Here is an 11,336-nt window from a genome sequence, read left to right on the forward strand (position 1 = left end):
TTCAGGCTTCCTTGCTGGGAGAAACGAAGATGTCTTCGATCGCGAGCCCGAACAGCTCGGCGATCTTGAAGGCGAGGGGGAGCGAGGGGTCGTAGCGGCCGGTCTCGATCGCGTTGACGCTCTGCCGGCTGACCTCGAGCTTGTCGGCGAGGTCGCCCTGGCTCCAGTTGCGTTCGGCGCGCAGCACCTTGAGGCGGTTGTTCATCGACCTCCCCCCATCGTCAGCCGATTGGCGAAATTGCCGAGGCCGAGCCCGCCGAACCACAGGACGGAGACCCAATAGACCTCGACATGGCTGACCAGCTCGAAGCTTTCGAGAAAGCCCCACATGGTCGCGATGCTGAGCGCGAAGCCGGACGCCCAGAGCGTCTGGCGCACCATCAGCATGCGGACATATTCGTCCTGCTCCTCGACCAGATAGAGCCCGATCGCGGCGAAGATGCCGATGATCGGAAGCGCGGGCAGGATCGCCACGATCCAGGCGACCGGGCCACCCACCAAATGATGTTTGAACGCATAGACCGCGCCGATCAGGAACGCGGCGTAGATCAGGCTGAGGACGATGACCCTCTTGTTATAGCGCCAACCGGCGGGGCTCATGATCATGTAAAGGCTCCTTTCGAATCAGTAAAGTGAGCTTTACAGTAAAGCGTGCTTGTCAGTCCAGGGGGCTTTACAGGGTATTGGATGGTCATGGCCCTCGCATATCGCGACGGCATCCTTTGTCGGACCGCCTAGGCGCGTCGCTCGGCCGCCGCCCAGTATGTGCAGCAAGGCGGGCGCACGCTCCCGCCAGAACGGGCAAGAAATTGGTGGTCGAACTGCAATATCCCGATAATACAGAACCAGTTCGCCTCCGGGGGGAGGCGATTCGCTAGTGAGGGGGTTTGCATGAACAGGACGATTCTGACCGCTGCGGCGGTTGCATTGGTGTGCGCGTCCGCGCCGGTCATCGCCAAGGACAAGAATGCCGCGCCAGTCAATGTCGATGCGCCGGCGGGTGCCGCCAAGCCGATCGCGGCCAGCTGGCCGGCCGGCGTCGCGCCGACCACGCCGACGATTGCCGCCGATGCAGTGCTGCCGACCAATACCGAAGTGGTCGTGCGGCTGAATTCGGAACTCAATTCGAAGAAGGCGCGCGAAGGTTCGACGTTCCTCTCGACCGTTGCCTATGACGTGATGCTGGGCAATGTCGTCGTCGTGCCGAAGGGCACGCCGGTCAACGGCGTCGTCACGTGGCGCACGGGCAAGGGCGCGTTCGGCAAGTCGGCGAAGATGGAATATGAGATCCGCAGCTTCGACCTCGGCGGCCAGCGTTACGCGCTGTCGGGCAAGTTCCGCCAGGAAGGCAGGGGCAACACCGGCGCCGCGGTCGGCGCGGTGGTCGCCGTCGGCGTGTTCGGCGCGTTCGTCACCGGCAAGAGCGCGATCGTCGAGCAGGGCCGCGAGCTCAAGGTCTATACAACGACCGTCATCCCGGTGATGGTGCCGCCCGGCGCGTCGGCGGCGCCTGCTCCGGCGGCCATGCCGGCGACGACGGCGGCAGTGCCGCCTCAGGCGACCGCGCAGCCGGCTTCGGCGACCAAATAAGCGATCAAATCGTCAAAGGGTCGTGCGGCATGCGCCGCGCGGCCCTTTTTCTTTGCTCGTGTGCCGGCGTCACAGCCCTGCGATTTTCGCCAGTATATCGCCCGCGAGCACGCTCAGCGTGTCGTCGCGCGCGCCCATCACCACGACGCGGTCGCCGGGTTGAGCGATACCCGCGATCATCTCCGCCGCTTCGGCGCGATCGGCGATGTGGCTCGCGTTGCGGCCGGCCGCCTTAACGTCGGCGACGATGTCGGCGCTGGTCACTTCACGGGTCACGGTGCCGCCATAATAAGCGGGATCGGGGAGGATCAGAACATCGTCCGCCTTCAACCCATGGGCGAAGGCGGCGACGAGTTCGCGGCGCATCGCCTTGAGCGGGCCGTAGCCATGCGGCTGGAACAGCACGATCAGCCGGCCGGGAAAGGCGTGGAGCGTGGTCAACGTCGCGGCGATCTTGTCGGGATTGTGCCCGAAATCGTCGAGCACCGCGATGCCGTTGGTCTCTCCCACCAATTCGAAGCGGCGGCGCAGGCCGGTGAATCCGGCGATCGCGACCGCGGCATCCTCGAACGAGACGCCCGCCGCATGGCAGGCGGCGATCGCCGCGAGCGCGTTGGCGATATTGTGGCGGCCGGGCACCTGGAGCTCGACCGCGACGGGATCGTGCCCGCGCGCGACGAGCTGGAAATGCGCGCCATAGGGTTCCTCGACGATATCGGTCGCGGTGATCTCGGCATCGGCCTTGAATGCGAACCCGACCACGCGATTGGCGGGCAGCGTTCCGGCCAGCCGCGCGCCGTCCTCGTTATCGAGATTTACGACCGCGATTTCCGACTTGGCGATGAAGTCGCCGAACAATTGGTTGAGCTCGTCGAGGCTCTTATGGTCGAGGCTGACATTGTTGAGCACCGCGATGCGCGGCGCGAACAGGGCGATCGAGCCGTCGCTTTCATCGACTTCGCTGACGAACGCATCGCCGCCGCCGACCAGCGCGCTGGCGAACGGCGCGTTGGGCGAGGCGAAATTCTTCATCACCGCGCCGTTCATCACCGTCGGATCGCGACGCAGCGCATGAAGGATCCAGCCGATCATCCCGGTCACGGTCGACTTGCCGCTGGTGCCGGCGACGCCGATCGGCATCGTGCTGGCATTGAACAGATCGGCGAGCATTTCCGCGCGAGTCATGCGCGGGCACTCCAGCCGCTCGGCGGCGATCATGTCCGGCACGGTGGGCTCGATCGCGGCGGAGGCGACGACGATCTGATCGCGCGAGGAGATGCCGCTGCCGTCCTGAGGGAACAATTTGATCCCCAGGTCGCGCAGATAATCGAACTTGGCGGGCAGCCGCGCCTGGTCGAGGCTGCGGTCCGAACCCGCCACGCTGGCGCCGCGCGCCGCCAGGATCATTGCCAGCGGCATCATGCCCGACCCGCCGATCCCGACGAAGAAACAGGGTTTGCTCATATCCATTGCGCCGGGCTATCCCCGCTTTCTGGGACGACGGCAAGAACGGGACGGCAGGGCAGATGAAAATTGCGGTGATGGCGCCTGCCAACCGGGTCGAGGAGCATTCGCTCGACGCGCTGCCGACAATCGCCGCCGATTATGATGTCGAGCTGGTAATCGACCCGCAATGCTATGCCTCGGGCGGCGGCCATACCTGGGCGGGCCCCGATCAACTGCGCGCCGACACGTTCCTCAAATATGCAAACGATCCCAGCGTCCATGCGGTGTGGTTCGCGCGCGGCGGCTATGGCTCCAACCGCCTGTTCCCGCTGATCTTCCCACACCTGGAGGACGCCGCGAAGCGCAAATCCTATGTCGGCTATTCGGACATGGGGTTCATGCTCGGTGCGCTCTACGCGCGCAAGGTCGGCAAGCCGATCCACGGCCCGATGCCGATCGACGTCACGCGTAACGACAATGGCGCGTCGGTCCGGCGCACGCTCGGCTGGCTGGTCCATGGCGACAAAGCGGGACTCGAGCCCGGGATCGTCGGATCGGGGCGGCCGGCGGCGGCGTTCAACCTGTCGATCCTGGACGCGATGATCGGCACGTATTGGTTGCCCGACCTGACCGATCATGACCTGCTGGTCGAGGAGGTCAGCGAGCATCTCTATCGAGTCGACCGGATGATGTTCCATGTCGCCAACGCGACGCAATTGTCGGGCATCGCCAGTCTCCGCTTGGGCTCGATCACCTTGCCGCCCGCCGACGGTCAGGCTGATTTCGGCCACACGCCCGACCAAATCGCGTGGGATTGGAGCAAGATAATGAAGGTTCTCTACGAAGGCCGCGCACTAATTGGGCACGACAGCAACAATCATGTCGTGCCTTTCGGCCAGATCATTGCGCGTACGTAATCATACCCATATTGGGCAGCGTCCGTCGAACTACGTAGTCCCTCAAAGCCTTTGCTAACCAATTCGCACTAGCCATCCGGTGATCGAGAGGTCACCGATGCCGCAGACGCTGGAAGAATATCACGCCAAGATCGAACGGATGATGGCCGAAGGCGATGCCCTGGTCGCGGCGCGTGATCCGGCGTCCGAAGATGCGGCGAAGCGTCGAATGTCCGAATCCGCTCTGGTCATGGCCTCCTATCAATTGTTCGTGCACCGTCAGGTATTCGCGCCGATGCTGGAACATGCTGATGCGGCGACGCGCGCGCGAGTCAACGAGCTCAAGGTCGAGTGCATCGCGCTGACCGAAGATCTGCGCTTCAATGTCCGCGAGTTCGTTGCGCGCGTCGACGACGAGCCGCTCGACTGGGACCAGGCCGCAGCCGGAGTGGCGTGGTTCAACGGCCGGGTCCGCGCGCACATCGCCCAAGTCCGCCAGATGATGGCGCCGGAACTGAGCGATGCCGACCACGCCCGGCTGCGTGCGCATCGCACCGCTGCGATCGGCGTTCACGCGGCCTGAGGCGCGCGCGCCCGTGCGAAATCGATGAACGCGCGTAATGGCGCCGGCATCTGTCGCCGGCTCGGATAGAAAAGGTAAAGACCCGGCCAATAGGGGCACCAGTCGGCCAGCACGCGTTCCAGCCGGCCCGCCGCGATATGATCGGCGACGATCTCCTCGAACAGATAGGCCAGCCCGATCCCGGACAGTGCCGCGTCGAGCATCAGCTCCTGGTCGTTGGTGATGAACGGACCGTCGATCGCGATCTCCAGCTCGACCCCGGCGCGCTCGAATTCCCAGTGATAGAGATCGCCGCGCTCGAAGCGATGGCGGACGCAGGGCAGGCCGATCACGTCGCGGGGATGGGTAGGGCGGGGATGCCGCTCGAAATAGCCCGGCGTGCCGACCACCGCGAAGCGGCGATGCGGCCCGATCGGCACCGCGATCATGTCGGCCTCGACCAGTTCGCCGAAGCGGATGCCGGCGTCATAGCCACCCGCCACGGTGTCGACGAATGCCCCTTGCGCGGTGATCTCCACCGTGACTCCGGGATGCGCGGCGAGGAAGCCGGCGAGCAACGGCATCAACTCCAGTTGCGCCGCGATCTGCGAGGCGTTGATCCGCAACGTACCGATCGGCGTGCCGCGCCAGGTGTTCAGTTCCTCGATCGCGTCGTCGACATCGCGAAAGGCGGGATCGATGCGGTCGAACAGCCGCTGCCCGGCCTCGGTCAGCGCGACGCTGCGCGTGGTGCGGTTGATCAGGCGGAGGTCGAGCCGTTCCTCGAGCGCGCGCAAGGCGTGGCTCAGCGCCGATGGCGTGACGCCCAGGTCGATCGCCGCCCGACGGAAACTGCCGGCGCGCGCGATGGCGAGGAAACTGCCGAGATCGGCGGGCGTCACACGCTGCATTGATGAATCCTGCTCATTAACTCGTGGATGATATCGTCGATTATCTCATTAAGCGCCAGCGTCTATCTGGGCTTCACCGACGGATTGCCGCCGGATCAATTCGAGGAGACAGATCATGCGGACATGGTTCATCACCGGCGCGTCGCGTGGGTTCGGCGCGCTGATCGCCAAGGCGGCACTGGAGGCGGGCGACGCCGTCGTCGCCACCGCGCGCAATCCCGACGACGTGACCAAGACGCTGGGCGGACACGACCATCTGCTCGCGGTACGGCTCGACGTCACCGATCAGGCCCAGGCGAATGACGCGGTTGCCGCGGCGATCAAGCGGTTCGGCCGGATCGACATACTGGTCAACAACGCCGGGTTCGGCGTGGTCGGCGCGGTCGAGGAAGCCAGCGCGGAGGAAATCCAGCGCGTCTATGCGACCAATGTGTTCGGCCTGCTCGGCGTGACGCGCGCGGTGCTGCCGCATATGCGCCGCCAGCGCTCGGGCCGGGTGTTCAACCTGTCGTCGGTCGGCGGCTATGCGTCGCGCGCCGGGTTCGGCATCTATTGCTCGACCAAATTCGCGGTCGAGGCGTTGAGCGAGGCATTGCACGGCGAACTGGAGCCGCTCGGCATCCACGTCACCGTGGTCGAGCCGGGCGCGTTCCGCACCGACTTCCTCGACGGCAGTTCGCTGGCACCACATGCGCAGCGGATCGCCGATTACGACCAGACCTCGGGCCAGACGCGCGAATGGTCGAGCGCCAACAATTATGCGCAGCAAGGCGATCCCGCCAAGCTCGCGACCGCGATCGTCCGCCTGGCGGGCGAGGCCCAGCCGCCGCTCCGCATCCAGTTCGGCAGCGATACCGTGGCCATTGTCGAGGCCAAGAATGCCTTCGTCGCCAGCGAACTCGCGCAATGGCGCGACCTCGCGCTCAGCACCGACTATCCGGCCGAGGAACTGGCTGGGGCCTAGGTGTTCCAACAAGACGGACCGACCGCGCCATTTCAACGGTCGTCACCCCGGGCTTGTCCCGGGGTCCACTCTTCCACTTGCGAAGGCAGGCGTTGTTGCGCGGTGGATGCCGGGACAAGCCCGGCATGACGGTTGTGTCATTGCGATTGGGCGGGTCCGTGTAGATCGGACCCCCCGACCACGCGATGATGCTCGACATGGTCGGGCCGCGTCAGTAGGAAACGGTCGTCCTCCGGATAGTAACGCGCGCGGTCGATATCCTCGCCGGCGAACGCCACGATCGCGTCGATCGATTCCCACCAGCTGAGCGTCGTGACCTCGCTTTCGCCATTGCCGAGCGTGCGGACCAGCATCTGCGCGCCGAGATTGCCCGGCGTCGCGCGGTAATCGTCGAGCCCGGTGCCGGCGATATAGGCAACATAGTCCGCCTCGTCGGCGGTACGGATGCGCGCCGACCAGCGGCGCAGGATAACGATCTTGTCCATCGGGCGATCCTCCTGCTCCATGGTCTAAGGCGCCGGGCGCGCCGGCAAAAATCGAATGTGGCGATAGTCCGATAAGACACGGTTATGATCGGCGACCGCTGCGTGACGGCGCGGCCTTTTCCTTCAGGTCGAACGCGTCCATAGGCCCTCGCGACATCGGCGATGACTCGCGAAGGAGTTCGCCGACCGCATTTGTTGAGGATTGAACCATGGACGATATTGCCGACCTGCAGGCCCAGCTGGTGGCGTTGCGCATGGCGGTCGAAGGCGCCTGGCTGTCGCTGCTCGGCAACGACGGGGATCCCGTCGGAACAGTGGCCAAGCTTAAGGAAGCGAACGTCGCCGCGGTCGATCAACTCGACGCCACGACTCCCAATGCAAAGGCATTACGCGATACGGTGGCGGCGCATACCGCGCATCTGTGGAGCTCGATCGAATGGCAACTCCAGCAGATCGCCGCGAACAAGTAATAGCCGCGGCTGGATTCTTCAGCCGGCCCGCCATATATCCGCCTACATGAACAGCGCGTTCGCCACGACTACCACCACTACCCCGGCTTTCCGGGGGGTGTTCGGCGCGCGCGACTGACGCTCACGCCGATTGCCTCGCCCGGGAATGGGTGAGGTCGGCGTCCGCTCTCCCGTTCCAGTCTTTCCCTCGGACGCTGCCGGGTGCATAGGCGCGCCAACTGACAGGAACGACCATGGAAATGCTTTCGATCACGCTCCCCGACGGCTCGGTTCGCGAGGTCGCGTCCGGTACGACCCCGGCCGACATCGCTGCGGCGATCGGCCCCGGCCTGGCCAAGGCGGCGATCGCCGCGCGCGTCGACGGTGAGTTGCGCGATATCACGCGCCCGCTCGATCACGACGCCCAGCTCGCGCTCGTCACCAGCCGCGACGAGAAGGACGCGCTCGAACTTGCGCGCCACGATTTCGCGCACGTGCTGGCCGAGGCGGTGCAGAATCTGTTTCCGGGTACGCAGATCACGTTCGGCCCGGCGACCGACGATGGCTTCTATTACGATTTCGCGCCGACGCCCGAGCACGGTCCCTTCACCGAGGAAGAACTGCCCGCGATCGAGGCGGAAATGCGTGCGATCATCGCGCGCAACGAACCGCTGATCCGTGAAGTGTGGAGCCGCGCCGATTTGATCGCGCGCTGGAAGACGCAGGGCGAGACGTTCAAGGCCGAATGGGCCGCCGAACTGCCCGAGGGCGAGGAACTGACGGTCTACAAGGCCGGCAATCGCCCGGACGCCTGGCTCGACATGTGCCGCGGCCCGCATCTCGCCTCGACGGGCAAGCTCGATCCCAATGCGTTCAAGCTGACGCGCGTGTCGGGCGCCTATTGGCGCGGCGACCAGAATAACGCGATGCTCTCGCGCATCTACGGCACGGGCTGGCTTAACAAGAAGCAACTCGATCAACACCTGTTCCGGCTGGAAGAGGCGGCCAAGCGCGATCATCGCAAGCTGGGGCAGGAGATGGACCTGTTCCACCTCCAGGCCGAGGCGCACGGATCGGTGTTCTGGCACCCCAAGGGCTATATGATCTGGCGCGAGCTCGAGGCCTATATGCGTCGCGCGATCGACGCCGCGGGCTATCGCGAGGTGAAGACGCCGCAGGTGATGGACGCGCGCCAGTGGGAGCAGTCCGGCCATTGGGGCAAATATCGCGAGAACATGTTCGTCATCCCCGACGAAGTGCCCAACACCGAGGATGAGGGGCCGATCGTCTCCGACCATGCCGAGTGGATGGCGTTGAAGCCGATGAATTGCCCGGCGCACGTCCTGATCTTCCGCCAGGGGATCAAGTCCTATCGCGACCTGCCGTTGCGCCTGTACGAAAATGGCTGCTGCCATCGCAACGAGCCGCACGGCGCATTGCATGGTCTGATGCGCGTGCGTCAATTTACCCAGGACGATGCGCACATCTTCTGCCGCGAGGACCAGATCGTCGAGGAAGTGCAGGCCTTCTGCCGCCTCGCCGACCGCATCTATCGCGACTTCGGCTTCAAATATGCGATCAAACTGGCGCTTCGGCCCGACAACCGCTTCGGCACCGAGGAGATGTGGGACAAGGCGGAGGCCGAACTGCGCGACGCCGTGGTCAGGGCCGGTCTCGCCAACGAGGAATATGGCTGGGAAGAGCTGCCCGGCGAGGGGGCGTTCTACGCGCCCAAGCTCGAATGGCATTTGACCGATGCGATCGGCCGGACGTGGCAGGTCGGCACGATCCAGTCGGACCGCGTGCTGCCCGAACGGCTCGACGCGAGCTATGTCGGGGAGGATGGCGAGCGCCATCGTCCGGTGATGCTCCATCGCGCCATCTTCGGGTCGTACGAGCGTTTCATCGGCATCCTGATCGAGCATTTCGCCGGCAAGCTGCCGGCATGGCTTGCACCGGTTCAGGCGGTGGTGGCGACGATCGTGTCGGACGCCGACGATTATGCGGTGCAGGTCGCGGCCGAGCTGCGCACGGCGGGGCTGCGGGTCGAGACCGATCTTCGCAACGAGAAGATCAACTACAAGGTGCGCGAGCACAGCCTGGCCAAGGTCCCGAATCTGCTGGTCGTAGGCAAGCGCGAGGCCGACGAAGGCACGGTCGCGCTGCGCCAGCTGGGCAGCGAGCGCCAGCAAGTGCTGACCCTGGCCGCGGCGGTCGAACAGCTCCAGCGCGAAGCGCTGGCGCCCGATCTGGCGATCGAAGCAGCGGTCGAGGCTCAGGGCTGAGCGGGGCCGGCGGGCTGCATCGTCCGCCGCCCTGTTTCGCTACGGATGAATCGACGGACTCTTTCCCCCTCCCTGCAAGGGAGGGGGATGGGCACCTCAGAACGCCGCGCTGACGGAGAACAAAGCGGTTGCCCCGGCGATCGACGAGCCATTCTTGGTCGACGAGAAATTGGGCTGCAAATATGCCGACCTTGCCTTGCTGATGTCGGTATCGACATAGGACACGCCGAGCGTCACCGGGCCGATCACATAGTCCAGCCCAAGCGACCAGTCGAAATACTCGCCGGTCGGCGTCACGCTGGTGCCGTTGGGGCCGAGCCCCGGATTGCCGTTGGAATGGCCGAGATGCGCCTTGGCGGTCAGCGGGGTCTTGGGAATGCCGACGCTGGCGTCGCCCCAAAGATAGAGATTGTCCTGCGACTGGCCGCGGCTTTGCGGCGTGTTGGAGAAATTGCCCAGCGCCTTCTGCTTCGGGGCATAAGCGACCCCTGCGAGCAGATTGGCCGGTCCGATCGTGGTGCCGAGTTTGACATAAGGCTCGGCGAAGTCGGTCGTGTCGGCGCCACCGGGATACATGTACCAGGTCAGCCCAATGTCGATTGTGGTGCCGCCGGCGATCGGCTTCTTGATCCCGGCGAACAGATCGAGTTCGAGATTGGCGCCGCCGAACGTCCCCCAGCCGGCAAGGTTCGATGCCCAGGCGCCCGCATAGACGCCGCTTTCGTGCGTGACGGTCACGCCGCCTTGCAGCGCGGCATGCTTGTCGGACTGCGACACGCCGCGGAAACGATAGTCGGACACCAAGGCGACATTGGCCGACACGGTGACCGGCTTGGGCGGTTCTTCCTGCGCCGCGGCGGGCATGGCAGCCAGCAACGACGCCGCCGCGATGGCGGCGAGGCGATAGATCATGGAACATTCCCCTGAACGATGAGGTGAACGTTCCTCCTGCGGCCGCCCGGCAGGGTCTTCTATGGCGAGACCGAGTCCCGGCGGCGGCTCCTGACTATCGTGGCCGCATTGCCGCAATCGTGCGCGATCGTGAGGAAATGTTGCCGCCTGCCGGGGCCGCTTCGACCGCGAGCCGCCATTCGCGTGCATAAATGCCGACTTTTGCTGTCCCCGCTTTTAAATCCCTCGGCAAAATTCTATATCGGTGGCTTCACAACCCAAAGGAGCAGTACCTATCCGTCCTCCCACGATGCGCCGACCAAACCAGGCGCCGCCGATGAACGGCCCCCGATTCAACGAATGGATCCAGTCGCCCAAGGTTCGAGTGATCGACCATGAAGGCGAAAATCTGGGCGTGATGTACACCAGAGAGGCGATGGAACAGGCGCAGAGCCTTGGCCTCGACCTTGTCGAAGTGTCGCCGAACGCCGATCCGCCCGTGGCCAAGTTCCTCGATGTCGGCAAGTTCAAGTACGAGGCGCAGAAAAAGGCCAACCTCGCTCGCAAGAGCCAGAAGACGCAGGAGATCAAGGAGATCAAGATGCGTCCGAACATCGACGATCATGACTATGATACGAAGATGAAGGCCATTCACAAGTTCATCGGCGAGGGCGACAAGGTCAAGGTGACGCTCCGTTTCCGCGGCCGCGAACTGAGCCACGGCCAGCTCGGCATGAATCTGCTCAAGCGCGTGCAGGAAGACACGGCCGAAGACGCGAAGGTCGAAAGCTATCCGCGCATGGAAGGCCGTCAGATGCTGATGGTGCTCTCGCCGAAATAAGGCTCGGTGCAGCGGA

Annotated in this window: 13 protein-coding genes; 7 read left to right on the forward strand and 6 right to left on the reverse strand. The window is 64.7% G+C overall.

The window, feature by feature from the left end:
- Position 1 precedes the first annotated feature (1 nt).
- Both Q0L25_RS16285 and Q0L25_RS16290 read right to left on the reverse strand, forming a co-directional pair.
- Positions 2-205, reverse strand: a complete 204-nt coding sequence (locus Q0L25_RS16285) for a helix-turn-helix transcriptional regulator (RefSeq protein WP_296616106.1) — start codon at positions 203-205, stop codon at positions 2-4.
- On the reverse strand, positions 202-606 hold the full coding sequence (locus tag Q0L25_RS16290; RefSeq protein ID WP_296616107.1) for a hypothetical protein: 405 nt from the start codon (positions 604-606) through the stop codon (positions 202-204). Before Q0L25_RS16290 ends, Q0L25_RS16285 begins: the two co-directional genes overlap by 4 nt.
- Before the next feature lie 285 nt (positions 607-891).
- On the opposite strand from Q0L25_RS16290, the gene Q0L25_RS16295 reads away from it, so the two are divergent.
- Positions 892-1,590: a hypothetical protein gene (locus Q0L25_RS16295; protein WP_296616109.1), complete on the forward strand. Its 699-nt coding sequence runs from the start codon at positions 892-894 to the stop codon at positions 1,588-1,590.
- Positions 1,591-1,659: 69 nt separating this feature from the next.
- Here the strand turns inward: Q0L25_RS16295 and murC are convergent, their stop codons facing one another.
- Positions 1,660-3,060 carry a Mur ligase family protein gene (gene murC, locus Q0L25_RS16300; protein ID WP_296616111.1) on the reverse strand — a complete coding sequence of 467 codons (1,401 nt, stop codon included), beginning with the start codon at positions 3,058-3,060 and terminating at the stop codon, positions 1,660-1,662.
- Here murC and Q0L25_RS16305 point away from each other — a divergent pair.
- A complete protein-coding gene (locus tag Q0L25_RS16305; RefSeq protein WP_367184163.1) occupies positions 3,060-3,953 on the forward strand; it encodes an LD-carboxypeptidase in 894 nt (297 codons plus the stop codon). The two genes, murC and Q0L25_RS16305, sit on opposite strands and share 1 nt — an antisense overlap.
- Before the next feature lie 97 nt (positions 3,954-4,050).
- Positions 4,051-4,515 carry a hypothetical protein gene (locus Q0L25_RS16310; protein WP_296616113.1) on the forward strand — a complete coding sequence of 155 codons (465 nt, stop codon included), beginning with the start codon at positions 4,051-4,053 and terminating at the stop codon, positions 4,513-4,515.
- Here Q0L25_RS16310 and Q0L25_RS16315 read toward each other — a convergent pair.
- The gene (locus Q0L25_RS16315) at positions 4,503-5,405 is read right to left on the reverse strand and encodes a LysR family transcriptional regulator (RefSeq protein ID WP_296616115.1); all 903 of its coding nucleotides are present in this window, start codon (positions 5,403-5,405) and stop codon (positions 4,503-4,505) included. The genes Q0L25_RS16310 and Q0L25_RS16315 overlap by 13 nt on opposite strands.
- Before the next feature lie 115 nt (positions 5,406-5,520).
- On the opposite strand from Q0L25_RS16315, the gene Q0L25_RS16320 reads away from it, so the two are divergent.
- A complete protein-coding gene (locus Q0L25_RS16320; protein WP_296616117.1) occupies positions 5,521-6,369 on the forward strand; it encodes an oxidoreductase in 849 nt (282 codons plus the stop codon).
- Positions 6,370-6,506: 137 nt separating this feature from the next.
- Here the strand turns inward: Q0L25_RS16320 and Q0L25_RS16325 are convergent, their stop codons facing one another.
- A complete protein-coding gene (locus Q0L25_RS16325) occupies positions 6,507-6,854 on the reverse strand; it encodes a hypothetical protein (protein ID WP_296616119.1) in 348 nt (115 codons plus the stop codon).
- A gap of 209 nt (positions 6,855-7,063) precedes the next feature.
- On the opposite strand from Q0L25_RS16325, the gene Q0L25_RS16330 reads away from it, so the two are divergent.
- Positions 7,064-7,324: a hypothetical protein gene (locus Q0L25_RS16330; RefSeq protein ID WP_296616121.1), complete on the forward strand. Its 261-nt coding sequence runs from the start codon at positions 7,064-7,066 to the stop codon at positions 7,322-7,324.
- 239 nt (positions 7,325-7,563) lie between these two features.
- The gene (gene thrS, locus Q0L25_RS16335) at positions 7,564-9,588 is read left to right on the forward strand and encodes a threonine--tRNA ligase (protein ID WP_296617778.1); all 2,025 of its coding nucleotides are present in this window, start codon (positions 7,564-7,566) and stop codon (positions 9,586-9,588) included.
- A gap of 96 nt (positions 9,589-9,684) precedes the next feature.
- On the opposite strand, the gene Q0L25_RS16340 is transcribed toward thrS, so the two are convergent.
- Positions 9,685-10,500 carry a TorF family putative porin gene (locus tag Q0L25_RS16340; RefSeq protein WP_296616123.1) on the reverse strand — a complete coding sequence of 272 codons (816 nt, stop codon included), beginning with the start codon at positions 10,498-10,500 and terminating at the stop codon, positions 9,685-9,687.
- A 289-nt stretch (positions 10,501-10,789) separates the two neighbouring features.
- On the opposite strand from Q0L25_RS16340, the gene infC reads away from it, so the two are divergent.
- On the forward strand, positions 10,790-11,320 hold the full coding sequence (gene infC / locus Q0L25_RS16345; protein ID WP_296616125.1) for a translation initiation factor IF-3: 531 nt from the start codon (positions 10,790-10,792) through the stop codon (positions 11,318-11,320).
- Positions 11,321-11,336: the final 16 nt, after the last annotated feature.

It is taken from the genome of Sphingomonas sp. (genome assembly GCF_024508665.1).
GTDB lineage: Bacteria > Pseudomonadota > Alphaproteobacteria > Sphingomonadales > Sphingomonadaceae > Sphingomonas.